The sequence below is a fragment of the Stenotrophomonas sp. YAU14A_MKIMI4_1 genome (genome assembly GCF_003086855.1).
Taxonomy (GTDB): Bacteria; Pseudomonadota; Gammaproteobacteria; order Xanthomonadales; family Xanthomonadaceae; genus Stenotrophomonas.
Genome location: NZ_CP025998.1, coordinates 74,703 through 98,221 on the forward strand (window position 1 = coordinate 74,703; position 23,519 = coordinate 98,221).

Annotated in this window: 19 protein-coding genes; 13 read left to right on the forward strand and 6 right to left on the reverse strand. The window is 68.2% G+C overall.

Annotation, left to right across the window (positions count from 1 at the left end; genetic code table 11):
- The first annotated feature begins 81 nt into the window (after positions 1-81).
- On the forward strand, positions 82-915 hold the full coding sequence (locus C1931_RS00290; protein ID WP_108754996.1) for a hypothetical protein: 834 nt from the start codon (positions 82-84) through the stop codon (positions 913-915).
- Positions 912-2,276: an XVIPCD domain-containing protein gene (locus C1931_RS00295; RefSeq protein ID WP_108754997.1), complete on the forward strand. Its 1,365-nt coding sequence runs from the start codon at positions 912-914 to the stop codon at positions 2,274-2,276. Before C1931_RS00290 ends, C1931_RS00295 begins: the two co-directional genes overlap by 4 nt.
- A gap of 67 nt (positions 2,277-2,343) precedes the next feature.
- On the opposite strand, the gene C1931_RS00300 is transcribed toward C1931_RS00295, so the two are convergent.
- On the reverse strand, positions 2,344-3,336 hold the full coding sequence (locus tag C1931_RS00300) for a patatin-like phospholipase family protein (RefSeq protein WP_108754679.1): 993 nt from the start codon (positions 3,334-3,336) through the stop codon (positions 2,344-2,346).
- A gap of 157 nt (positions 3,337-3,493) precedes the next feature.
- The gene (locus C1931_RS00305) at positions 3,494-4,540 is read right to left on the reverse strand and encodes a TIGR00266 family protein (RefSeq protein WP_108754998.1); all 1,047 of its coding nucleotides are present in this window, start codon (positions 4,538-4,540) and stop codon (positions 3,494-3,496) included.
- 159 nt (positions 4,541-4,699) lie between these two features.
- Between C1931_RS00305 and C1931_RS00310 the strand changes: the two genes are divergently transcribed.
- On the forward strand, positions 4,700-6,967 hold the full coding sequence (locus C1931_RS00310) for a TonB-dependent receptor (RefSeq protein WP_108754999.1): 2,268 nt from the start codon (positions 4,700-4,702) through the stop codon (positions 6,965-6,967).
- 153 nt (positions 6,968-7,120) lie between these two features.
- On the opposite strand, the gene C1931_RS00315 is transcribed toward C1931_RS00310, so the two are convergent.
- Complete coding sequence (locus C1931_RS00315) at positions 7,121-7,960, reverse strand: phosphatase PAP2 family protein (RefSeq protein ID WP_108751723.1); 840 nt, start codon at positions 7,958-7,960, stop codon at positions 7,121-7,123.
- Between the two features lie 209 nt (positions 7,961-8,169).
- On the opposite strand from C1931_RS00315, the gene C1931_RS00320 reads away from it, so the two are divergent.
- Together C1931_RS00320 and C1931_RS00325 are read left to right on the forward strand one after the other, a co-directional pair.
- Positions 8,170-9,048: a hypothetical protein gene (locus C1931_RS00320; RefSeq protein WP_108755000.1), complete on the forward strand. Its 879-nt coding sequence runs from the start codon at positions 8,170-8,172 to the stop codon at positions 9,046-9,048.
- An 11-nt stretch (positions 9,049-9,059) separates the two neighbouring features.
- On the forward strand, positions 9,060-10,262 hold the full coding sequence (locus C1931_RS00325; protein ID WP_108755001.1) for a DUF4785 domain-containing protein: 1,203 nt from the start codon (positions 9,060-9,062) through the stop codon (positions 10,260-10,262).
- A gap of 227 nt (positions 10,263-10,489) precedes the next feature.
- Here C1931_RS00325 and C1931_RS00330 read toward each other — a convergent pair whose 3' ends face one another.
- On the reverse strand, positions 10,490-11,248 hold the full coding sequence (locus tag C1931_RS00330) for an ATP-binding cassette domain-containing protein (protein WP_234412925.1): 759 nt from the start codon (positions 11,246-11,248) through the stop codon (positions 10,490-10,492).
- Positions 11,249-11,463: 215 nt separating this feature from the next.
- On the opposite strand from C1931_RS00330, the gene C1931_RS00335 reads away from it, so the two are divergent.
- The 7 genes from C1931_RS00335 to C1931_RS00365 all read left to right on the forward strand — a co-directional run bounded on the left by C1931_RS00335 (position 11,464) and on the right by C1931_RS00365 (position 19,343).
- Positions 11,464-12,666, forward strand: coding sequence for a fatty acid desaturase (locus C1931_RS00335; protein WP_108755002.1), 1,203 nt, complete (start codon positions 11,464-11,466; stop codon positions 12,664-12,666).
- Complete coding sequence (locus tag C1931_RS00340; RefSeq protein WP_108755003.1) at positions 12,663-12,995, forward strand: EF-hand domain-containing protein; 333 nt, start codon at positions 12,663-12,665, stop codon at positions 12,993-12,995. Before C1931_RS00335 ends, C1931_RS00340 begins: the two co-directional genes overlap by 4 nt.
- Before the next feature lie 44 nt (positions 12,996-13,039).
- Positions 13,040-13,690 carry a hypothetical protein gene (locus tag C1931_RS00345; protein ID WP_234412711.1) on the forward strand — a complete coding sequence of 217 codons (651 nt, stop codon included), beginning with the start codon at positions 13,040-13,042 and terminating at the stop codon, positions 13,688-13,690.
- Positions 13,691-13,755: 65 nt separating this feature from the next.
- Positions 13,756-14,568: a bifunctional DNA-formamidopyrimidine glycosylase/DNA-(apurinic or apyrimidinic site) lyase gene (gene mutM, locus C1931_RS00350; RefSeq protein WP_108747964.1), complete on the forward strand. Its 813-nt coding sequence runs from the start codon at positions 13,756-13,758 to the stop codon at positions 14,566-14,568.
- Between the two features lie 67 nt (positions 14,569-14,635).
- Positions 14,636-15,202 carry an ECF-type sigma factor gene (locus C1931_RS00355; protein ID WP_108747965.1) on the forward strand — a complete coding sequence of 189 codons (567 nt, stop codon included), beginning with the start codon at positions 14,636-14,638 and terminating at the stop codon, positions 15,200-15,202.
- 22 nt (positions 15,203-15,224) lie between these two features.
- Positions 15,225-17,690, forward strand: coding sequence for a serine/threonine-protein kinase (locus tag C1931_RS00360; protein ID WP_108755004.1), 2,466 nt, complete (start codon positions 15,225-15,227; stop codon positions 17,688-17,690).
- Between the two features lie 48 nt (positions 17,691-17,738).
- Positions 17,739-19,343 (forward strand): glucan biosynthesis protein D, encoded by a 1,605-nt coding sequence (locus tag C1931_RS00365; protein WP_108755005.1) that lies wholly within the window; start codon positions 17,739-17,741, stop codon positions 19,341-19,343.
- Between the two features lie 547 nt (positions 19,344-19,890).
- Here the strand turns inward: C1931_RS00365 and C1931_RS00370 are convergent.
- Positions 19,891-20,511, reverse strand: a complete 621-nt coding sequence (locus tag C1931_RS00370) for a thymidine kinase (protein ID WP_108747968.1) — start codon at positions 20,509-20,511, stop codon at positions 19,891-19,893.
- A 50-nt stretch (positions 20,512-20,561) separates the two neighbouring features.
- Entirely contained in the window at positions 20,562-21,299 is a 738-nt protein-coding gene (locus C1931_RS00375) for a sel1 repeat family protein (protein ID WP_108755006.1), read from the reverse strand.
- Positions 21,300-21,408: 109 nt separating this feature from the next.
- Between C1931_RS00375 and C1931_RS00380 the strand changes: the two genes are divergently transcribed.
- Complete coding sequence (locus tag C1931_RS00380; RefSeq protein ID WP_108755007.1) at positions 21,409-23,385, forward strand: UvrD-helicase domain-containing protein; 1,977 nt, start codon at positions 21,409-21,411, stop codon at positions 23,383-23,385.
- The last annotated feature ends 134 nt before the right edge of the window (positions 23,386-23,519 follow it).

Below are 23,519 nucleotides of genomic sequence, written 5' to 3' on the forward strand. Positions count from 1 at the left end.
CATAAACGAACGGCAGACGTGTCGTCGTATGCTTGCCCGTGTCTCATCGCAAGGATCGCAATGCAACCGTTGAAGTCGCCCATGGCTGGCCTGTTGATCACGCTCTTGCTGGGTGCGTGCGCGCAGGCCGAAACGCCGCGTAAACCGCCGCGCCTTCTGACGAATGAGCAGGGGTGTTCGATCACAATCGACAACCAGCCGATCAATCCCTACCAGGTTCCCTCACCCATCGAGCGGGCCTGCGTGGGGCCCTATCAGCTGGAGTTGCCGCAGAATTACTTCAGCACACAGATGGGGCCCGAGCACGATGGAAGCTTCTCACTCGCATTGGAGTACCCATCGCTGCAGCCGTTCAAGCCCGGCGAGCGGATGAACCTCACGGTCGATGTATCCATCCGCACGGTAAGGCTCAGTTACATGTACATCGGCCAGGCAGACGTCTGGGACGTGATGCAGCGCAGATACACCCCCCGACCAAGCCGGATTGATGACCCAGCTGCATCACTGGACGGGCGGATCCAGGGTGACGCGCTCCATGGCTTGGTTCCCTACTACATAGACATGGACAGCGTGCGTGCTTACCACCGCGCGAGAGGAATGCCCGAAACAGCACCGGTCATGAAGCCGGACTATCACTACGACTGGTACGTATCGCGGGACGACGTGGGACGCGTCGACCAGCTGGTTCGCTGTACGCCGCGCGAGATCACCGAGTCGGGCGTGGAGTACCGTGATGGAAAGATGGTGAAGAAGCGCGTTATCGGATTCGCCGAATGCCAGCAGACGTTCGTCATCGAGGAACTGAACACCATCGTTGACATCAAGTATCCCCGCGAGGGGCTGCCGCAATGGAAGCAGATCGCAACGCGCGCGCGCGTGTTGCTGATTGACAACATCACGAAGGAGCGCAAATGAATACTGGAAAGGACGGACTGAGCAGGCAGGACCTCGATATTCTTGAGGCCTACGCAGAGGCGGGCAACCGCGAGCTGTACTTCAATTACCTCGCGCACAAGCAGGGTAATGACGGCTACGGCCTGCTGGCACTCGGTGTCGTGCGCAACGACAACAACCCCGGTGCCACGGCGAACAGCTTCGCGGACCGGCAGGCGCGCGCCGATGGCGTTCATTTCAATGAAGGTCAGTGGCAGGAGTTCGGCGTCGAGCTGATCCAGCGCGACTTCGCGCTGCGCGCAGCACAGTTTGAAGCGGGCAGGTCGGATCTTGCGTTGAACCTCCCAGTCGATGACATCCAGCAAGCGCATGATGACGCATTCAACGCACGCGGCATTGATCCCTCCGCTTGGACCCCCTACACGCTGCTGATGGCCGCACGCGCCCATGGTGGTCGTGCAGAAGCCGAAGCCGTCTGGACCATGCTGCTGGACAACAACAATCGCGGCTTGGATCGCGCGGCCGAGACAACGAACCTGGTGCTCGGCAAGTACCGGAACCTGATCGACGATCCGGCCGGCTATCTGAAGAACATGGCCGAGGCACGTGGACCGCATGGCCTGCAGCCTGTGTCCAATCTCGACCCGGATCGGATTGCCTACCACGGTGCGACGTATGTGCACGACGATGCCCAGGGACAGTGGCGCCGCGAAGTCTCGGTGCCGGTGAATGCCCCGGTGCTGCCGCTGCCCATCGGTTCGGTGCCCGTGGGCAGCGTGCGCGAGACCGATCCGGCCACGCTGCGGTATCTGGACGATGCACGCGATGTGCGCCAGTTGCGCGAGACGCTGCGCGGGCAGTTCCATGCGGACGATGAGAACAAGGACCGGACGATCATGGCCAGCCCGTTCGTGCTGAGTGATGCCACCCCGCTGCAGATGCAGCCGGAACGGCAGCGTGCCGGCATCGATCCGCGCGAGCCCGGGCATGCACGCCACGCGCTCTACCAGCAGTGCGCGGCGGGCGTGCGCGATCTCGAGGCGGGGCTGGGCAAGCCGTGGGATGCGCAGAGCGAGTGCGTCAGCGCCAGCCTCACCACGCTGGCGGCCGGCGCCGAACTGCAGCGGGTGGACCACGTGCTGATGGGACGCGGGGTGCTCGCCGGGCAGGAAGGGCCGAACCTGTTCGTGGTGCAGGGCGACCCGGCCGACCCGGCGCATCTGCGCGCGCAGGTGCCGGTGGCACAGGCGCTGGCGATCCCGGTGGAGCAGTCCTTCCAGCAGTTGGCGGTGAACGATCAGCGCCAGGCGCAGGAACAGGCGCTGCAGCGTGAGCAGGATCAGCAGCTGCAGCCGACCCGCAGCGCGCCGGTCATGGCCTGACCGGCCCCGGCGCATCTGCGTAGGCGGTGGGCGCGGCCTGCGGGCCACGCCTGCCGATCGTCTCAGTTCAGCACTTTTCCTTGCGGCCCATCAGCTTTCCCAGGCGCGACGGTTCTTCGCACTTGGGTGCCACGACCGGGGTCGGTGCCAGCGCCGCGCCGCGTGCCTTCTGCATCTGCTGCAGCTTGGCGCGGATCTGCGGCATGGCCGCCATGGCCGCCTTCTCACCTTCCAGAATGGCGGTGCCGCGCTGGCTGAAATCGGCCGCGCCGATATCCAGCACCTTCGGTCGGATCACGATGTCGGCGCGGGCCAGTTCCTGCTCGCCCAGGCGCTGGCCCATGATCGCGATCGACTGGTTGACGATACCCAGCATGCCGGTCGGCGCCTTGCCGCTGGCCTTGCTGGAAATATCCACGGCGATCACGAACTCGGCGCCGAGCTGGCGCGCGGCGTCCACCGGCACCGGGCTGACCACGCCGCCGTCGATGTAGTTGCGGCCGCCGATCTTCACCGGCTCGAACACGCCGGGAATGCTGCTGGAGGCACGCACCGCCTGGCCGACATTGCCGCGCACGAAGATCGAACGCTCGCCGGTTTCCAGCTGTGTGGCGACGGCGGCGAAGGGCTTCTTCAGTTTCTCGGCGGGGCGGTTGGCCACCTGTTCGTTGACGTAGTCCTGCAGCTTCTGGCCCTGCACCAGGCCGCCGGAGAACAGGCGCACGTCGCGGATGCTGGCTTCGTCCAGCGCCACCGCCTTGCTCTGCATCTGGAAGGCGTCCATGCCGCTGGCATACAACGCACCGACCACGCTGCCGGCGCTGGTGCCGGACACCACCACCGGTTCGAAGCCGTTGGCTTCCAGCATCTTGATCACGCCGATGTGGGCAAAGCCCTTGGCCGCGCCGCCGCCCAGGGCGATGCCGATCTTCACCGGCTTGGCCTGCGGCACCACGGTCGGCGGCGGGGGCGGGGTGGGCCGCACCTCTTCGCCACCGCAACCGGCCAGCAGGCCGAGCAGGGCGACGGAGAGCAGCACGCGGGGGCGGAACACGGTCATCGGCAGCGGCGCACGGGGCGCGGGTTCAGGAAAGGGCGCCAGCATACCGAAGCTGCAATTTACGTGGGTAGCGCCGGGCGATGTCGGGCGGATGGTTCAGCTGGCGGTGCCGTCGCCGCTGTGCGCGCCGGGCGTGGCCCGGCGCTACCGAGCAGGGTCAGAACCGGTTGTCGCCGTCCAGCATGCGGCCCAGCCCACCCAGCACCGAGCCTTCGCCGCGGTTCTTGCCACCGCCCTGCGGCGCGGCCATCCACATGCGCCCGGCCAGGCGCGAGAACGGCAGCGACTGCAGCCAGACCTTGCCCGGCCCGGTGAGGGTGGCCAGGAATACGCCCTCGCCACCGAACAGCATGCTCTTGATGCCGCTGACCCGGCGCACGTCCATGTCCACCGTGGGGTGGTAGGCCACCACGCAGCCGGTATCCACGTCCAGGCGCTCGCCGGCCGCCAGCTCACGCTCGACCACGCAGCCACCGGCATGGATGAACACCCAGCCGTCGCCTTCCAGCTTCTGCATGATGAAGCCCTCGCCGCCGAACAGGCCGGTCATGATCCGGCGCTGGAACTGCACGCCGATCTGCACCCCGCGGGCGCCGGCCAGGAAGCTGTCCTTCTGGCAGATCAGGCGGCCGCCGTGCTGGTCCAGCTTCATCGGCAGCACGGTGCCGGGGTAGGGCGCGGCGAAGGCCACGGTGCCGCGGCCGTTGCCGGTCTGGGTATAGACCGTGGCAAACAGGCTTTCGCCGGTGACCACCCGGCGGCCGGCGGCCATCACCTTGCCCATGAAGCCGCTGCTGGCCTGCGAACCGTCGCCGAACACGGTGTCCATCTGCACCGAGGCGTCCTTGAACATCAGCGCGCCGGCTTCGGCGATCGCGCTCTCGCCCGGGTCCAGGCCGATTTCCACGAACTGCATCTCATGGCCCACGATGCGGAAATCGATCGGGTCGCCGTGGCCACCGCTGTTGCTGACCGGCGCTACCACGCTGCGATGCGCCGCCGGCGGCGGCGCTGCATGCGGTGGCGGGGTGGGCGCGGCCGGCTGGCGCAGCGCGGCAACCTCGGACACCGGTGTCCACCCGGACATGCCCTGGCACCAGGCCAGCGCGTGTGGATACGCCTGCGCATGGGCGCGCGCGGCCTCGTCATCAAGCGGGCCGACACGCTCGGCCTGGCCGGCGGCATGGAAGTACCACTGGGTCATTGCTGCAGCTCCGTTGCGGGAACAAACCACGAGTCTAGCCGCAGCACACGGGGGCGAATGGCAGGGCCATGAACGATCGGCATTTGCGGCGCGGGTGCTGTATTGCAACAATTATCTGGTAGCGCCGTTTTACCACCCCTCCAAACACAGCCTACCGCCATGTCTCCGACCCGCACTTCCCGTGGCCGCCTTCCGGTCGCGCGCCCCCTCGTTGCCGCTCTTTCCGCCCTGTTGCCGCTGGTAGCAGCTGCCCAGGAAACCCCTGCCGCCAAGGACCCGGTTGCCCTCGACGCCCTGCAGGTGACCGCGCAGCGGCGCGTGGAAAATGCCAAGGACGTGCCGGTGGCGATCACCGCCATCCAGGGCGAAAAGCTGGATGTGCTCGGCTCGGCCGGCGATGACATCCGCTTCCTGTCCGCACGCGTGCCCAGCCTGAACATCGAGTCGTCCTACGGCCGTGCCTTCCCGCGCTTCTACATCCGCGGCCTGGGCAACACCGATTTCGACCTCAATGCCTCGCAGCCGGTGTCGCTGGTGTACGACGACGTGGTGCAGGAAAGCCCGCTGCTGAAGGGCTTCCCGCTGTTCGACCTGGCCGGCGTGGAAGTGCTGCGCGGCCCGCAGGGCACCCTGTTCGGCCGCAACACCCCGGCCGGCGTAGTGAAGTTCGATTCGGCACGCCCCTCGCAGGACGCCGACGGCTACGTGAAGGTGTCCTACGGCAGCTATGACACCTGGAACGTGCAGGGCGCCTACGGCGGCCCGCTGACCAGCCGCTGGTCGGCCCGCGTGTCCGCGCTGTACCAGCGCCGCGACAACTACGTCGACAACACCATCGCCAATGCGCCCAGCTCGGGCTTCGAAGGCTATGACGAAGCCGCTGGCCGCGTGCAGTTCCTGTACGAAGGCGACGACGTGGAAGCGCTGTTCAACCTGCACAAGCGCAAGCTCAACGGCACCGCGCGCCTGTTCCGCGCCAACATCATCCAGCCGGGCAGCAACGCACTGGTCGAGAACTTCGACCGCGACAAGGTGTCCACCGACGGCCTGAACTTCTCCAACCTGGAAACCTGGGGCGGCAGCGCGCGCATCAAGTGGGACCTGGGCCGGGTCACCCTGCATTCGATCACCGGCTATGAAACCGCCGAATCGCTGAACCACGGCGACGTGGACGGCGGCTACGGCGCCTCGTTCCTCGGTGCGGGCAACTACGGCCCGGGCTTCATTCCGTTCCCGTCCGAGTCGGCCGACGGCCTGCCGCACCACCGCCAGTGGACGCAGGAATTCCGCGTCGAATCCAACGAGTGGGGCCGCTTCGACTGGCAGGCCGGCGTGTTCTACTTCGATGAAGACGTCACCATCGACAGCTTCAACTACGACTCGCTGACCCCGGGCAACCCGCAGACCGGCCACGCCGTGCAGAGCCAGCGCAACAAGGCCTGGGCCGCGTTCGCCTCGGGCGACCTGGACGTGACCGACCGCTTCAAGCTGCGTGCCGGCGTGCGCTACACCCAGGACAAGAAGGACTTCACCGCCAGCGTGCTGCAGGCCGTGTCCGGTGGTACGCCGGTCAGCGGCCCGTACCTGGCCAACAGTGATGTGGACGATGTCAGCTGGGACCTGAGCGGCGTCTACCAGATCACCGACAACATCAATGCCTATGCGCGCGTGGCCAAGGGCTTCCGTGCACCGTCCATCCAGGGCCGCCTGGCCTTCGGCGGCGTCACCCAGGCCGATTCGGAAAAGGTGATCTCGTATGAGGCCGGCATCAAGGCCGACCTGTTCGATCGTCGCGCACGCCTGGGCTTCAACGTGTTCCGCTACAACGTGGACGGCCAGCAGCTGATCGCGGTGGGTGGCAGCAACAACACCGCCACCCTGCTCAACGCCGACAAGACCATCGGCCAGGGCTTCGAGCTGGACTTCGAGGCCTACCTGACCGACCACGTGCTGATGACCCTGGGCAGCAGCTACAACGACACCGAGATCAAGGACCGCGATCTGGCGGTGGCGATCTGCGGCGGTGGCTGCACCATCACCGACCCGACCACCGTCATCAACGGCGGCACCTACGCGCTGGTGAACGGCAACCCGCTGCCGCAGGCGCCGAAGTGGATCCACAACCTGACCCTGCGTGCCGGCTTCCCGGTGAACGACGCCAGCGAGATCTACGTCTACACCGACTGGGCGTACAAGAGCCCGGTGAACTTCTTCCTGTACGAGTCGCCGGAGTTCCGCAGCCGCAGCTCGCTGGAAGGTGGCCTGCGCGTGGGCTACAACTGGGACTACGGCCAGTACGACGTGGCTGTGTTCGGCCGCAACCTGACCAACCAGACCCGCGTGGTCGGTGCGATCGACTTCAACAACCTCACCGGCTTCCTCAACGAGCCGCGCACGTTCGGCGTGGAATTCACCGCGAAGTTCTGAGGCGGTTGACCGCGTGATGCAATGAAGAAGGGCCGGCGAAATGCCGGCCCTTCTGCGTTTCCGGGTTTCCGGGTCCGCCGGGCATGGCCCGGCGCTACCCCTGCAGTGCGCCCGGTAGCGCCGGGCCATGCCCGGCGAGCGCAGCGGTGCAGGCTACAGCGCGCTCTGCGGGCGCACCTTCAACACCGCTTCTTCTGCCGCACAGTCGCGGGCCGAGTGCTGCCCCGCCTTGCGCGCAGCAGCAATTTCCCTGCGTGCCGCCAGCAGATCCTGCTGGAACGCCGCATTGTCGTGCAGGCGCGCAACGGCGGCGGCACCCATGAAGCGGCCTTCCAGGATGTCGCTCTGCCAATGCACGTTGCATACCAGGCGGCTTTCCCCGTAGTTGCGGCCGCGTGCCTGGATGGCATCGGCGCGGTCCGGGGCTATCTCGGAAAGAATCAGCGCCCAGGCCCAGCCGATCGAGGTGTGGCCGGAGGGGTATGAACCATTCTTGCGCAGCCCGGCTTCATCGTCCGGCGTGCAGGTGGGTTCGCCATTGACCATGAACGGGCGCGGGCGCTGGTAGTGGTTCTTGGCCGCCTTGGTGGCCGCACTGGCATCGATCCGGCTGCGCTCCAGCAGGCGATACAGCGCAGGCGTCTTCACTGCATCCACGTCCACGTCGATCGCGCACGAGAACTGGTTGGCGCCTTCCGGGAAGCCCAGTTCGGCGTCACGCGTGGCCTGGGCGAAGCGCGGCGTGCCGCGCAGGGCGCGGGCCTCACGGCTGACCTGTTCGTCCAGCGCGAAGCCGGCCGAACCGGCCGCAGGCGGGGCAGGCACCAGCAGCAGGCTGGCCGGCACTGCGGTTGCGTCCAGGTAGCCCACTGCCCGGGTGGTCACGTTGGCCTCCACCGCGGTGGGCTTGCTGGCGGTGGCGGCGCAGCTGGCCAGGGTCATGGCGATGGCAAGACCCAGTAACGGGCGGGCAGGGCGGGCGATCAGGGACATGGGCAGACTCGGGGCTGTGAACACAGGCGCCATGATCGCAGCCGCCGCCGGGTGCCGCAGCGCCCATCGGTCATACGGCCAGACCCGGCACGGTCGGCCTGTCGCCAATGTCCTGATTCCGGTCACAGCGCACGGACTTTCACATGCCTTCAGCACCAGCATCTGCCCACAGCCGGGCCGGGGGGATCTGCTGACAAGGGAGAGATGCGATGCGCAGCACCGCAACAGGAAGTACCGTCCTGGCCCTGCTGGTGGGCCTGGCCGCCGCACCGGCACAGGCCGCCGACGTCTACGGCGTAGCCTTCGTGCATGGCACCGGCGCGCAGACCAACGCCACCCAGGATTACTGGCAGCCAGCGATCATCGACACCGTGCGCCAGGGGCTGCCGAACAGCAGCAACTACGTGGTCATCAACTGCGATTTCACCCAGTACATGTGGAAGCCCGAAGCGGCCGGCTGCCTGGCCAGCCAGCTCACCGGCTTCATCGACAGCCGCGGCATCACCCAGCTGGTGGTCATCACCCATTCCAACGGCGGCAACGTGATGCGCTGGATCCTGTCCAACCCCACCTACGACAGCCGCTACCCGAAGATCATCAGCCGTACCCGCAAGGTCACCGCGCTGGCCCCGTCGTCAGCCGGTACGCCGCTGGCCGATGCGGTACTCAACGGCAACACCTTTGAAACCTCGCTGGGCTGGCTGCTGGGGTACAAGAACGATGCCGTGCGCATGCAGCAGGTCGGCCACATGGCCACCTACAACGCGCAGAACCTGTATGGCACCGCCGGCCGCCCGGCCCTGCCCAAGCCGTTCCGCGCGGTGGTCGGCAGCGATGTCGAATCGGCGGTCTGGGACAGCAACAGCTACTGCGGCGGCTACGCGGCCAATGTCGGCCTGGAATTCACCCAGAACTGGTTGTCGTCCTGTTCCGATGGTTTCCTGGAATGCAGCAGCCAGAAGGCGGCCGGCAGCCTGCTGTTCACCGACAAGGCGCGCACCCAGGGGGCCGAGCCGTTGAGCCACAACCAGAGCCGGCGCGAATGCTTCGGCCTGGGCACCATCCTGCGCAACGACCTGACCCAGTGAGGGAGACGACCATGACGATCCATTCCACCTTCCTGGCCGCTGCCGTGCTGACCGCACTTGCCGCCGGGCCCGCCCTGGCCGCACAACCGCTGCGTGCCGCCCTGGCCAGCGACCAGGTACCCGCCGCGCTGGTGGCCGCGCCCCTGCCCGCCGAAGACAGCGAGCGCGTGCCGCTGGCCTCCGCCTGGGCGCTGGACCCGGCGCAGCCCCTGCAGGCGCCGGGCGCGTATGCCGCCGTCAGCCGCAGCTACTGGCAACAGGTCGACGCAGCCGAACTGCAGCGCGGCCTGGACCTGCCGCTGACCGCCCCGGATGCGGTGATCCAGGTCAGTCCCGGTGCCGGCGCACGCGCGCTGCCCGCCGACGCACTGCAGGTGCGTGATGCCGCCGGCCGTACCAGCGTGGCCCGCAGCGTCGATGCACGCCAGCTACAGGACGCCGGCATGGCGGTGAGCGATGGCAGCAGCATGCTGCGCACCGGTGCCAGCAGCGCAGTGGGCGCCTACCGCCTGCAGAGCGCGCAGGCGCAGGGGCGCTACGTGGTGCAGGTGCTTGAACCCAACAGCCCGGTGCGCCTGGAAGTGCAGGCCAGCCAGGCACAGGTGCTGGCCGGTGGCAGCGTGCAGCTGCAGGCGCGCCTGCTGGAAGACGGTGCCAACGCCAACCAGCTGGCGGCACGGCGCGGCAGCCTGGGCGGCGAGGCATTGCTGGTGGCGCCCGATGGCCGCAGTTGGCCGCAGCGGCTGCTGCGCACCAGCGACGGCAGCCTGCGTGCGCAGGTGCGCATTCCCGCCCAGGCCAGCACCGTGCAGGGGCTGTGGGAACTGCAGGTGTTCGCCCAGGCAGACGGCGTACTGCGCGACGGCAAGGTGGCCTTTGCCGTGGCCCAGCCCACCGCGCGGTTCAGCGGCCAGGCCAGCCCGGATACCGCCAGCCGCCGGGTCAGCCTGCCGCTGCAGGTGGCTGCGCCAGGCCGCTATGAAGCGCGTGGCACGCTGTACGCCACCGGCGCCGACGGCCAGTTGAAGCCGGTGGCGCAGGCGCATGCCGCAGCGTGGTTCGACGGCGCAGGGCAGGGCGCACTGGTGCTGCCGTTCGACCAGGCACCGCTGCCTGCCGGCTTCGGTGCGCCGTATGAACTGCGTGAGCTGCAGCTGCAGGACCAGAGTCGGATGGCACCGATCGAATCGCGCTCGCAGGCGCTGCGGTTCTGAGCAACAGCAGCGGGCCGGCAATTCCGGCCCGCTGCAACCGCGTAACGGTGAGGCAACACCGTCTTGGGGTGTTGCCTCGCAATGGGGATCCATCTCGGGGGTAGAGTCGACTGTCAGTCGACTAACGCGCGCAGCGCGGGATTTTCGGGGGGCGTACGAAGAGCAGTCGACTGACAGTCGACTCTACCGTCGTCCGCCATCCCGGTCGCGCGCTTCGAACCGGTGGTTCACCCCGCGTATGCGGTCAGCCGCCCATCGTGTTCCACCACATGGATCGCACCGCCGAACACCGCCGACAGCGGCTCATCACGCAGCAGTGCATCGCGTGGGCCATCGGCCAGCACGCGGCCGTCGCGCAGCAGTACCACCCGCTCGATCTCGGGAATCACTTCTTCGATGTGGTGGGTCACCAGCACCAAGGTGATGCCCTGCTGGGCCAGGGTGCGCATGGTGGCGATCAACTGCTGCCGCGCCACCAGGTCCAGTCCGGTGGACGGTTCATCCAGCAGCAGCGCCTGCGGCCGGTTCACCAGTGCGCGGGCAATCAGCACGCGGCGGGTCTCGCCGGCCGACAGCTCGGCATACGCGCGTTCGCGCAGGCCCAGCGCACCGGTCAGGGCCAGGGTCTGGCCCACCCGCTCGCGCATGTCGGCGGTCACTTCACGGAACGCCGGCACCACATAGCTGGCGAAGAAGCCCGACAGCACCGCCTGTTCCACGGTCAGCCCGGGCATGTCGGACAGGTTGCTGCTCAGATCGCCGGTGACGATGCCCAGCTGCGAGCGCAACCGGTCCACCTGCCAGCGGTTCTGCCCCAGCACTTTCACCGCCACCCGGCCGTCGGCCTGGGCCAGCGGGTACAGCTCGCGGGTAATCAGCTTGATGAAGGTGGATTTGCCACAGCCATTGGGGCCCAGCAGCGCGGTGTGCTGGCCCTGGGCGATGCGCAGGCTGAGCGCGTGCAGCACCTTCACCTGGCCACGCATCACGCTGGCGTGGTCCAGTTCGATCAGGGGCGGCAGGACATCGCCGTCGCCGGCCGGCGACGGGGCGTGGGTGCGTGGTTCAGGACTCGACAACGGGGTTCCCCAACGTGTGAACGGTGCCACGGAATGACGGTGCCGATCACCGTCGCAGGGTGCAGTTTGCAACGCAAGCGCCCATCATGTCTGCCATCCCCGCGTCGATCTGGAGAGCCGCCATGCCCGATGCCCTGATCTCCCTGCTGGCCCACGGCCTGCTTGGCCCGACGTGGTGGGAGCTGTTGCTGGTGCTGCTGGTCTTCACCCAGCTGACCATCTTCTCGGTCACCCTGTATCTGCACCGCAGCCAGGCCCACCGCGGCGTGGATTTCCACCCGGTGCTGGCCCACCTGTTCCGTTTCTGGCTGTGGTTGACCACCTCGATGATCACCCGCGAATGGGTGGCCATCCATCGCAAGCACCACGCCAAGGTGGAAACCGAAGACGACCCGCACAGCCCGGTCACCCGCGGCATCGGCCAGGTGTTCTGGCACGGCGTGGAACTGTACCGGCAGGCCCGCGGCCAGCGCGCGGACATCGAGCAGTACGGCCGCGGCACTCCGGACGACGCCATCGAGCGCCGCCTGTATACGCCGCGCGCCACCCTGGGCCCGGTGCTGCTGCTGGCCATCAACGCGGCCTTGTTCGGCCTGCCGGGCGTGGCGCTGTGGGCCATCCAGATGGCCTGGATTCCGTTCTGGGCCGCCGGCGTGGTCAACGGCCTGGGCCACTGGTGGGGCTACCGCAACTATGAATCGGCCGACACCTCCACCAACCTGACGCCGTGGGCGTTCTGGATCGGCGGTGAAGAACTGCACAACAACCACCATGCCTTCCCCAGCTCGGCGCGCTTTGCGATGCGGCGCTGGGAATTCGATATCGGCTGGAGCGCGATCCGCCTGCTGCAGGCCGTGCGCCTGGCCACGGTGCTGCGCGTGGCGCCGGCCATGGATGTGCGCCCGAACATCGCCGTGCCCGATGCGGACACCCTGAAGGCATTGCTGTCGCACCGTTTCCAGGCCATGACCGACTACCAGCGCAATGTCTTCGTGCCGGCACTGCGCGAGGAGGCCGCCCACGCCGGGGCCAAGCTGCGCCGTCTGCTGCCGCGGCGGTTGCGCCGCGGTCTGGTGAACGACGGCCGCTGGCTGCATCCGGACAGCCGCGCGCAGTTGCGCGCCTGGGTCGCGCAGCGTCCGCGCATCGGCGTGCTGGTCGAGTTCCGCGCGCGCCTGGCCACGCTGCTGGAAGCCCGCGGGCACGATGCGGCCGAGCGCCTGCGCCAGCTGCAGGCCTGGTGCCGCGAAGCCGAAGAAAGCGGCATCGCCACGCTGCAGGCCTACGCCGCGCGCCTGAAGGGCTACACCCTGGTGGGCGCATGAGGCGAATCGCAGGAGCATTGTTGGCCGTGCTGGCGCCGCTGTGCGCGCAGGCCCAGGTGAGCGACACCGCCACCTACCTGCAGCGCATGGACAGCGATGGCGACGGCCGCGTGAGTGAAGCGGAGTACGTGCAATGGATGCTGTATGCCTTCGACCGCATGGACCGCAACGGCGATGGCGTGCTGACCGCCGATGAACTGCCGGGCGGCAAGGGCCGGCCGATCACCCGCGAGCAGCAGCGGCAGACGCTCATCCAGCGCTTCCACAAACAGGATGCCAACCGCGATGGCTACCTGGACGCGCGTGAACTGGCCGCACCGCCGCGCTGATCGGCGATCATGGCGGCCGCACCGCTGCAAGGGAAAACCTCACCATGGATGACCGCATCGACGATGAACTGATGCAGGAGTGGACGGCATTCTGTGCCGGGCACAGCGATCAGGAGGACTGGTATTTCTCCGGCCTGCTGCAGGGCGTGACCGGGCCGGACACGCTGGCCGCGGTGTTCGCCACCTTCCCGCATGCCGATGCACTGCGTGCGCGCGCGCTGGACGTGCTCGGCGCCGGTCACTGGGGCAACCACCTGTACCTGCAGCCGGCCCACGTGGGCGATACGCAGGCGCTGGCCCGCGCCGCGCGCGCCTGGCTGGATGAGCTGGCCCGGGTGGCCGGTGTTGCCGGCGAGCCCGCGCTGCAGGCCACGCTGCGCGCTGTGCCGGTGGTCGAAGCCCCCGCCGACCGTCTGCAGTCGGCCTGGAGCGGCTCGGGCCCAGCGGCTTACCTGCACGATGTCATCTGCGATGAAGTGCGCCGGGCGCGCACGCTCGACAGCCCGCAGATGAACGCACTGGACGAGGCGCTGTACCACCTTGCCTCCGATCTCTACCTGGGCTGGTACATCGCCCAGCCACTGGCCCCGGCCGCGGTCGACTTCGGGCCCTATCTGGCGTTCTGGCGACTGGGTGGGCGGGGGGCATTGGTGGAAGGTGCCTTCCTGGTCGAAGCGCCCACCGCGGATGCGTAGGGCGCCTTGTCCGGTAGCGCCGGACCCTGCCGGCGGCTTCGCGTGGCCCGGCGTAGAATCAGCCCATGCCTGAACTGCCCGAAGTCGAAACCACCCGCCGTGGCCTGGCGCCGCATCTGGAAGGCCGCCGCGTGCACGGGGTGATCCTGCGCCGCGCCGACCTGCGCTGGCCCATCCCGCCGGACGTGGCCGAGCAGTTGCCGGGGCAGCGCATCGACAGCGTACGCCGCCGTGCCAAGTACCTGCTGCTGGATACCGCCGTGGGCAGCGCCGTACTGCACCTGGGCATGTCCGGCAGCCTGCGCGTGCTGCCCGGCGACACGCCGCTGCGCACGCACGACCACGTCGATATCAGCCTGGACAATGGCCGCCTGCTGCGCTTCAACGACCCGCGCCGCTTCGGCAGCCTGCTGTGGCAGCCGGCCGGTGAAGTGCATCCGCTGCTGCAGGGCCTGGGCCCGGAGCCCCTGGACGAGATCTTCGACGGCGACTATCTGTTCGAACGCAGCCGCGGCCGCAGCGCGCCGGTGAAGACCTTCCTGATGGACCAGGCGGTGGTGGTGGGGGTGGGCAACATCTACGCCGCCGAAAGCCTGTTCAAGGCCGGCATCAGCCCATTGCGCGAGGCCGGCAAGGTCTCCCGCGCGCGCTACCAGCGGCTGGCGCGCGAAGTGAAGGACACGCTGGGCTATGCGATCACCCGCGGCGGCACCACCCTGCGCGATTTCATCAGCCCCGACGGCGCTCCCGGTTACTTCGAGCAGGAACTGCTGGTGTACGGCCGCGATGGCCTGCCGTGCCCACAATGCGGGCGCCCGTTGAAGCACGCCATGATCGGCCAGCGCGCCAGCGTCTGGTGCAGCCGCTGCCAGCGCTGAACGTCTTCATGCGCTGCACACCGGCAGCGTTATAGTCCAGCCAACATCCGGCGGGGGAACGTTGGCGATGGATGAGGGACCGGACATCACCGTATGGCTGGACGCTGCGCGCGGCGGTGATCGCACCGCGCTGGACCGCGTGCTGACCACGCTCTACCAGGAACTGCACACCATGGCCCGGCGCCAGCTGGCCGGCCAGCAGGGGCGCACCCTGGATGCCACGTCACTGGTGCACGAGTCGTATCTGAAACTGCTGGGCAGCCGCGGCGCCGCCCGCTTCGAAGATCGCGCGCACTTCTTCGCCTACGCGGCATCGGCCATGCGCAGCGTGGTGGTGGACTACGCGCGCAACCGCCTGGCCCGCAAGCGCGGTGGCGACCTGAAACGGGTGGCCGAGATTCCCGAGAACAGCAGCAGTGGCGTGCGCCTGGACGAAGACCTGCTGGCCCTGGACGTGGCCCTGGAACGCCTGCAGGCGGTGGACGCGCACCTGGGCCGGGTGGTGGAACTGCGTTACTTCGCCGGCCTGTCCGAACAGGAGATTGCCGAACTGAGCCAGCGTTCCGAACGCAGCATCCGCCGCGACTGGCAGAAGGCGCGCCTGTTCCTGCTGGCCGCCATGCGCGAAGACTGAGCACCGCGACGCGGCCCGGCCGATGGACAGCGCACGCTGGCAGGAACTTTCATCCTGGCTGGACCAGTTGCTGGAACTGGACCCGGAGGCGCGGCAGCGGCGCCTGCAGCGCCTGACCGAACATGACCCGGCGCTGGGCCAAGAACTGCAGCGGCTGCTGCAGCAGGAACCGGACAGCCAGGATTTCATGGCCCAGCCGCTGTGGACGGCGCCGCCACCGGGCCGCGCCGGCAGCGAAGTGGGGCCGTACCGGCTGCTGCGTCCGCTGGGCGAAGGCGGCATGGGCGAGGTCTGGCTGGCCGAGCGCTGCGATGGCCTGTACCAGCGCCAGGTGGCGCTGAAGCTGCTGCGCAGCGGCGTGGCCGATCCCGGCCTGCGCCAGCGCTTCGGCCGCGAGCGACAGATCCTGGCCCGGTTGCAGCACCCGCACCTGGCGCAGCTGCTGGATGCCGGCGTGGATCTGCACGGACAGCCCTACCTGGCGCTGGACTACGTGGAAGGCGAGCCGATCAGCGATTACTGCCGCAGGGTGCAGCCGCCGCTGGAAGCCCGCCTGCAGTTGATGCTGCAGGTCTGCGCGGTGGTCAGCCATGCCCACGCCAACCTGGTGGTGCACCGCGACCTGAAGCCGTCCAACATCCTGGTGCGCGACGATGGCACGGTGAAGCTGCTGGATTTCGGCATTGCCAAGCTGCTGGACCACGACGACACCAGCAGCCCGCACCCGGCCACCGAGATCCGTGCGTTCACCCTGCACTACGCGGCCCCGGAGCAGGTGCGCGGTGAACTGGTCACCACGCTCACCGACGTCTATTCGCTGGGCGTGGTGCTGTTCGAAGTGGTGACCGGACACAAGCCCTACCGGCTGCGCCGGCACAGTGATGCCGAATGGGAGCGTTCGATCCTGGACGTGCAGGCGCCACGCGCGTCGGTGCTGCTGCAGCGGCTGGCCGACCAGCCCGGCGCGCCGCGTCGCGCGCTGCAGCGGCAGGCCCGGCGCCTGCGCGGCGATCTGGACGTCGTGCTGGAAAAAGCGCTGCAGAAAGACCCCGACCAGCGCTATGCCTCGGCCGAGGCGATGGCCGGTGACCTGCGGCGCTTCCTGCAGGGGCAGCCCATCCAGGCCCGTCCGCCCGGCGTGGGCTACCGCGTGCGCAAGTACGTGGGCCGGCACCGGTGGGGCGTGGCGCTGGCGTCGGTGGCCGTGCTGGGCTTGCTGGGCACCACATCGACGGCGTTGTGGCAGGCGCGGCAGGCGCGGCTGGAAATGGCCCGCGCGCAGGCCATGCAGGATTTCACCGTGGGCCTGTTCGACAAGGCGGCCAGCCAGCGCCACGGGCACTTCGACGTGCCGCAGCTGCTGGCTGCCGGGCAACAGCGTGGCGAAGCCGAGCTGGCCGACCAGCCGCTGGCCCTGGCCGAGCTGGAGGGCGTGATCGGGCGACTGCGGATCGGTCTGGGCGACTACCAGTTGGCCCTGCAGACACTGGACCGGCAGCGCCAGCTGCTGCAGCGGGTGGACGATGTGCCGCCTGCGTTGCAGCTGGAGGCGGTGACCCAGCGCGGGCGCGCGCTGCGCATGCTGGGCCGCGACCGCGAATGCCTGGCCCATCTGCAGCCGCTGCAGTCCCTGGCCGCCACCGAAGCCAGCGCCCTGCCGGCGTCGGTGGCTGAATTCCACAGCCAGCTGGGCCGCTGCCAGGCCGAACTGGGCGATGCCGAGGCGGCACGGCGATCCTTCACCCAGGCCCTGGCACTGCGCCACCAGGGCATCGGCGAGCGCTTCGGGCGTGCCGAATCGCTGGCCGACCTGGCCGGTCTGGACGCCGCCGCGGGGGACCTGCCGGCGGCGCTGGCCGGCTACCGCCAGGCCTTGGCGCTGCTGCAGCAGCCCAGCGATGCCAGCAGCCCGCAGGTGATCACCCTGCACCGCCAGCTGGGCGATGTGCTGGCGCGGCAGGGACAGACGGCTGCCGCTGCCACCGAGCTTGAACTTGCCTGGACAGCCGCCCAGGAGGCCTGGGGCCCGCGCCACCCGGAGGCGCTGGTGGTGCGCCGGGCGCGCGCGCTGCTGGCGCTGCAGCGGGGCGAACTGGCGCTGGCCGGCGAGGAGCTGCGGACCGTGCAGGCGCAGCTGCTGACCGCGCTGGGGCCGAGCCATCGCGAGATCGGCCACGGTGAATTCGCCCTGGGCCAGTGGGCCAGCGCCAGTGGCGATGCGGCTACCGCGGCGGGCCACTACGCGCGCGCGGCCACGCTGTGGCGACAGCCCGACCACACCGCGTTGCTGCCACAGGCGCTGCTGGCGCAGGGGCAGGCGCTGCAGCAGGCCGGCCAGCCCGCGCAGGCACGCGAGGTGTTGGCTGAAGCGCGGCAGCTGCTGCTGGCCCAGCGCGGCCCGCAGGCGCCGGGCCTGCGCGGGCTGGAGGCCCGCATCGCCGCGCTGGCGCAGACTGAACCGCAGCCGGCCACCTCCGCTGCCCGTTAACGTTTGTCTGCCTATGATGGCCGACCTTTCCCTTGCTCCCGCGCCTGCATGCAACGTCGCGATTTCCTCCGCAATGCCTCCCTTGCCCTGGCTGCGTTTGGCCTGCCTGCCCTGCCTGCCTGCGCGGCCGGCAAGAGCGGCCAGCTGGGCCTGCGTCGCCTGGGCCAGCCGCAGCCGTTCGATTTCGCCACCCTGAAGGGCCAGGCCCGTGCCCTGGCCCAGGCCCCCTACAAGAGCCACAAGCGCGTGCTGCCGGGCCGGCTGGAAGGGCTGGACTGGGACCAGTACCAGTCGATCGGCTACCGCCAGGACCACGCGCTGTGGGCCGACCAGCCGGGCCGGTTCCAGGCCAAGTTCTTCCACCTGGGCCTGTACTTCCATTCGCCGGTGCGCATGTTCGACGTGGTCGATGGCAAGGCACAGGAACTGGCCTACGACGGCGCGGCGTTCAACTACGGCAAGAGCGGCATCAAGAACGGTGAGCTGCCCGCCGACCTGGGCTTTGCCGGTTTCCGCCTGAACACCCGCACCGACACCGACCGCGATTTCGCCGCCTTCCTCGGCGCCAGTTACTTCCGCGCCGTCGGCAAGGAAGGCCAGTACGGCCAGTCCGCGCGTGGCCTGGCCATCGACACCGGCATGGGCAAGCCGGAAGAATTCCCCGATTTCATCGCCTACTACCTGGAACAGCCGGCGGCCGATTCCAACACCCTGGTGGTGTATGGCCTGCTGGATTCGCCCAGCGTGACCGGCGCCTACCGCTTTGCCATCACCAATGGCGACGTGCTGCTGATGGATATCGACAGCGCCCTGTACCCGCGCAAGGCGATCGAGCGGCTGGGCATCGCGCCCTGCACCAGCATGTACCAGGTGGGCGAGAACGACCGCCGCATGGGCTGGGACTGGCGCCCGGAAATCCACGATACCGACGGCCTGTCACTGTGGACCGGGTCGGGCGAATGGATCTGGCGGCCGCTGCTGAACCCGCGCAACCTGCGCTTCAACATGTTCGTGGACCGCAACCCGCGCGGCTTCGGCCTGCTGCAGCGCGACCGCAACTTCGACCATTACCAGGACGACGGCGTGTTCTACGAGAAGCGCCCGTGCCTGTGGGTGGAGCCGAAGGGCGAATGGGGCGAAGGCTCGGTGCAGCTGGTGGAGATTCCCACCGTGGATGAAACCTTCGACAACATCGTCGCGTTCTGGAACCCGAAGGAAAAGCCGCAGGCCGGGCAGGAACTGCTGATCGGCTACCGCCTGTACTGGGGCGCCGAACCGCCGGCGCGCCCGCCGCTGGCGCACTGCGTGGCCAGCCGTACCGGCCTGGGCGGCATCATCGGCAAGAAGCGCGAGTACTTCAGCTGGCGCTTCGCGGTGGATTTCGAAGGCGGCGAACTGGCCGGGCTGATCGACAAGGCCGACGTGGAAGCGGTGGTGGAAACCAGTCGTGGCCGGGTCGAGATCGTTTCGGCGCGCCCGCTGCGCGAGATCAAGGGGTATCGGGCGATGTTCGACCTGGTGCCGCCGGAGGGCAGCAGCGAGCAGATCGACATCCGCCTGTACCTGCGCAGCGGCGGCAAGACCCTCACCGAGACCTGGCTGTACCAGTACACCCCGCCGCCGGCCGGCGCGCCCGAGCGCACGCTGTATTGAATTGGGGTTGGTCTGCAGGGCTTGCAGCCCTGCACCTGCCGAAGCAACGTCAAAGGCCTGCATTCAGTGGGATGGCGGGGTGGGTCCGGTGCCGGGGGACGCCGCAAGTACGTCCCTGTAGGCTTGGCCGCGGCATCCATGCCGCGGACACCCCCGCCACCGGACCCACCCCGCCTTCGACAGTTGTCCGCGATCTGTCGGAACGGCACCGGGGTCGGATCCCGTTGCTGCGCAACGGGCTCTGACCCCAGATTCATATCGATATCTGACAGATTTCATCCACGCATGGCGTGGATCCACCGTGTCGACCAAGGTCGACACCTACCAACAGCCGCGGGAAATTGTCGGGGGTGGGGCGGTGTGGGCTTGCAGGACCGCAGGCGCCATGGATGGCGCCTACGAGCCCCCATGGATGGGTTTACGGCGTGTCCTGCAAGCCCACACCGCCCCGCCCAACCAGCAGAAAGCCAGAGTCGCCTTTGATCTTGCTTCGGCTTCGGCTCCAAAGCAGGTGCAGGGCTGCAAGCCCTGCAAAACCCCCCACCCCTTACAACGGCAGCGGGGCCTGCATCGGTTCGATCCGCCCTTCGCCCCGGGTGATCTTCTTGAACTCGGCGCGGCTGACCGACACGTAGCGGTCGTTGCCGCCGATCTCCACCTGCGGGCCGTCCTGCACCGCATGGCCGTGTTCGTCCACGCGCACGGTCATCGTGGCCTTCTTGCCACTGTGGCAGATCGTCTTGATCTCCTGCATCTCGTCGGCCCAGGCCAGCAGGTACTGGCTGCCCTCGAACAGCTCGCCGCGGAAATCGGTGCGCAGGCCGTAGCACAGCACCGGAATGCGCAGCTGGTCCACCACCTCGCTGAGCTGCCAGACCTGGGCGCGGCTGAGGAACTGCGCTTCGTCCACCAGCACACATCCCAAGGGGCCGTTGGCCGCCAGGTCCTGTTGCACCCACTGCTGCAGGTCGGTATCGCGTTCGAAGGCCATGCCGTCGGCACGAAGGCCGATGCGCGAGGCCACCACGCCGGCGCCGGCGCGGTCGTCCAGGCGCGGGGTCAGGATCGCCACCCGCATGCCGCGCTCACGGTAGTTGTGCGCGCTCTGCAGCAGGGTGGTGGTCTTACCGGCGTTCATCGCCGAATAATAGAAATAGAGCTTGGCCATCGGCCTATTCTACGGCCACGTGCCCGGCCGCCGGGGCGGCCGGGAAAGACTCAGCGCGGCGCCGGCAGCGCCTGTTCGCGCCCGATGTCCACGCGCGGCGACAGACTGCGCTCCAGTTCAGCGTCCTGCGCCTGCCAGTAGTGGGTGGGCGACCAATGGGCCTGCGCGTAGTAGCGGCTGCCTTCGACGCTGCTGCTGCAGGTGTCATTGATGATCCGGGTCTGGTCCACGGCATGGTCGCCGCGCATGCACACGCCCATGGTGCCGACGTAGCCGACATGGCTGCCGGTGGCTTGTACGCGGCTGGCGCGCATCTGCCGCTCCTGGCGCGGCTGGGCCACGGCGTCGGCATAGCGCGCATGCAGGGGGCGGCCGACCTGGCGGGCGCGTTCACGTTCGCTAGCGCTCAACTGAGACCAGTACAGCTCGCGCTTGGCCAGGGCACGCTGCCCCCCGCGTTCAGCGGCCAGGTCCATCCAGGCATAGGCCCGCGGGCGATCCACGGCCACCCCGTGGCCGGACCAGTAGAGCTCGGCCAGCATCGCCTGGGAGGGCTTGTCGCCATACCAGGCGGCCCGCTGGAACCAGTGGGTGGCCTGGTCTGCCCGGTCCTGCTTCAACGCCTGCAGGCCTTTCTGGCGCAGGCGCAGATCCGGATGGCTGTCCAGGAACGCCTTGGACTGGGTGACCTGGGCGTCCTGCTCAGGCGGTTGGGCCGCAGCGGCCATGCCCGGCAGCACCAGGGTGGCCAACAGGGTGCACAGCAGACGTACGCGAACTACGTTCATGACATCATTCCTTCGATGGCTGTGCCCTAGCTATAGCACCCCCGCCGGGGCCACGGCAAACCGCGGCTGGGCTGTGGACGGCCCGGGCTGCCGGTACAATCTGCAACCCATGCACGGTCTCAATCCCCCCCAAGCCGCCGCCGTCCTGCACATCGAAGGCCCCCTGCTGGTGCTGGCCGGTGCGGGCAGTGGCAAGACGCGTGTGATCGTCGAAAAGATCGCCCACCTGATCGGCTGCGGGCGCTACCCCGCGCGCCGCATCGCGGCGATCACCTTCACCAACAAGTCGGCCAAGGAAATGCGCGAGCGCGTGGCCAAGCGCCTGCGCGAGCAGGATGCCGACGAGGTGACCATCTGCACCTTCCACGCCCTGGGCCTGAAGTTCCTGCAGATCGAACACGCGGCCGTGGGATTGAAGCGTGGCTTCTCGATCTTTGATGCCGACGATGCCGCTGCGCAGATCAAGGACCTGATGTCCGGCGCCAAGCCCGATGACATCGAGGACATGAAGAACCTGGTGTCGCGCGCGAAGAACGCCGGCCTGTCGCCCGAACAGGCGATGGCTGCCGCGCGCAGCAACCGGGAAAAGGAAGCGGCCAGCGTCTACGAGCGCTACCAGCTGCGCCTGACCGCCTTCAACGCGGTGGACTTCGATGACCTGATCCGCCTGCCGGTGCAGGTGCTGGAAGAAAATCCGGATATCGCCGTGGCCTGGCGCGAGCGCATCGGCTACCTGCTGGTGGACGAATGCCAGGACACCAACGATGCGCAGTACCGGCTGCTGAAGCAGCTGGCGGGCGAAAAGGGCAACTTCACCTGCGTGGGTGACGATGACCAGTCGATCTACGCCTGGCGTGGCGCCAACCCGGAAAACCTGCAGCAGATGGGGCGCGACTACCCTGCGCTGGAAATCATCAAGCTGGAGCAGAACTACCGCTGCTCCAACCGCGTGCTGCGCGCGGCCAATGCGCTCATTGCCAACAACCCGCACGAACACCTGAAGAAGCTGTGGAGCGACCAGGCCGACGGCGAGCGCATCCGTGTGTGGGAATGCCGCAACAGCGAACACGAAGCAGAAAAGGTCGCCGCCGAAATCGCCTTCGTGGCGCAGTCGCGCAAGGTGCCGTGGAGTGATTTCTGCATCCTGTTCCGCGGCAACTTCCAGTCGCGTCCGTTGGAAAAGGCGATGCAGCTGCTGCGCATTCCCTACCACCTGACCGGCGGCACCATGTTCCTGGAACGCCAGGAAGTGAAGGACACGCTGGCCTGGCTGCGGCTGCTGGTGAACCCGGACGACGACACCGCGTTCATGCGTGCGGTGCAGTCGCCCAAGCGCGACGTCGGTGCCGGCACGCTGGCCAAGCTGGCCGAGCTGGCGCAGGAAAAAGACATCCCGATGGCGCACGCCGCCGAAGCGATCGGCGCGCTGCAGCAGTTGCCCCCGCGGGCGGCCAACAGCCTGGCGCGCTTCACCGACATCCTGCGCGACCTGCGTGCGCAGACCCGCCAGATCACCTCCGGCGACATGATCCGCAAGGTGGCCAAGGAATCGGGGTTGTTGAGCGAACTGCGCCAGCAGGCCAAGGAAGAGGCCAGCTACCAGCGCCGTGCCAACAACATCGAGGAACTGGCGCAGTGGTTCGAGGGTGGCCCCCGCGGTGCCACCGCCGCCGACCTGGCCGGCCAGCTCGCCCTGCTGTCGCGCAGCGACAAGGACGAGGGTGGCAACCAGGTGCGCATGATGACCATGCATGCGTCCAAGGGTCTGGAATTCCCGTACGTGTTCATCGTCGGCTGCGAAGACGGGGTGCTGCCGCACCAGGTCAGCCTGGACGAAGGCAACCTGCAGGAAGAACGCCGCCTGCTGTACGTGGGCATCACCCGCGCCAAGATCCAGCTGTGGATGAGTTACAGCAAGCTGACGCGCAAGTTCGGCGAGCATGTGCGGTTGAAGCCGAGCCGGTTCTTCGAGGAGATTCCGGCCGAGGAAATCCAGCGCGACGGTGCCGATCCGGTGGCCGATGCGGCGCGCAAGAAAGAGCGCGCGACGGCGGGATTGGCGGCGATCGAGGCGCTGTTCGATTGACCCGGGGTCGGATCCCTTCCCGCAGGGAAGGGCTCTGACCCCAGCACCGTCCTGACAGGGGTCAGAGGCCTTCGCTCCGCGAAGGGATCCGACCCCGGCACATCGCCCTACAATCAGGCCTCTCCCTCAACAGG

Coding starts and splice junctions, on each gene's coding strand:
- C1931_RS00290 (WP_108754996.1), top strand. CDS start 82: ATGGCTGGCCTGTTGATCACGCTCTTGCTGGGTGCGTGCGCGCAGGCC.
- C1931_RS00295 (WP_108754997.1), top strand. CDS start 912: ATGAATACTGGAAAGGACGGACTGAGCAGGCAGGACCTCGATATTCTT.
- C1931_RS00300 (WP_108754679.1), bottom strand. CDS start 3,336: ATGACCGTGTTCCGCCCCCGCGTGCTGCTCTCCGTCGCCCTGCTCGGC.
- C1931_RS00305 (WP_108754998.1), bottom strand. CDS start 4,540: ATGACCCAGTGGTACTTCCATGCCGCCGGCCAGGCCGAGCGTGTCGGC.
- C1931_RS00310 (WP_108754999.1), top strand. CDS start 4,700: ATGTCTCCGACCCGCACTTCCCGTGGCCGCCTTCCGGTCGCGCGCCCC.
- C1931_RS00315 (WP_108751723.1), bottom strand. CDS start 7,960: ATGTCCCTGATCGCCCGCCCTGCCCGCCCGTTACTGGGTCTTGCCATC.
- C1931_RS00320 (WP_108755000.1), top strand. CDS start 8,170: ATGCGCAGCACCGCAACAGGAAGTACCGTCCTGGCCCTGCTGGTGGGC.
- C1931_RS00325 (WP_108755001.1), top strand. CDS start 9,060: ATGACGATCCATTCCACCTTCCTGGCCGCTGCCGTGCTGACCGCACTT.
- C1931_RS00330 (WP_234412925.1), bottom strand. CDS start 11,248: ATGCGTGGCCAGGTGAAGGTGCTGCACGCGCTCAGCCTGCGCATCGCC.
- C1931_RS00335 (WP_108755002.1), top strand. CDS start 11,464: ATGCCCGATGCCCTGATCTCCCTGCTGGCCCACGGCCTGCTTGGCCCG.
- C1931_RS00340 (WP_108755003.1), top strand. CDS start 12,663: ATGAGGCGAATCGCAGGAGCATTGTTGGCCGTGCTGGCGCCGCTGTGC.
- C1931_RS00345 (WP_234412711.1), top strand. CDS start 13,040: ATGGATGACCGCATCGACGATGAACTGATGCAGGAGTGGACGGCATTC.
- mutM (WP_108747964.1), top strand. CDS start 13,756: ATGCCTGAACTGCCCGAAGTCGAAACCACCCGCCGTGGCCTGGCGCCG.
- C1931_RS00355 (WP_108747965.1), top strand. CDS start 14,636: ATGGATGAGGGACCGGACATCACCGTATGGCTGGACGCTGCGCGCGGC.
- C1931_RS00360 (WP_108755004.1), top strand. CDS start 15,225: ATGGACAGCGCACGCTGGCAGGAACTTTCATCCTGGCTGGACCAGTTG.
- C1931_RS00365 (WP_108755005.1), top strand. CDS start 17,739: ATGCAACGTCGCGATTTCCTCCGCAATGCCTCCCTTGCCCTGGCTGCG.
- C1931_RS00370 (WP_108747968.1), bottom strand. CDS start 20,511: ATGGCCAAGCTCTATTTCTATTATTCGGCGATGAACGCCGGTAAGACC.
- C1931_RS00375 (WP_108755006.1), bottom strand. CDS start 21,299: ATGAACGTAGTTCGCGTACGTCTGCTGTGCACCCTGTTGGCCACCCTG.
- C1931_RS00380 (WP_108755007.1), top strand. CDS start 21,409: ATGCACGGTCTCAATCCCCCCCAAGCCGCCGCCGTCCTGCACATCGAA.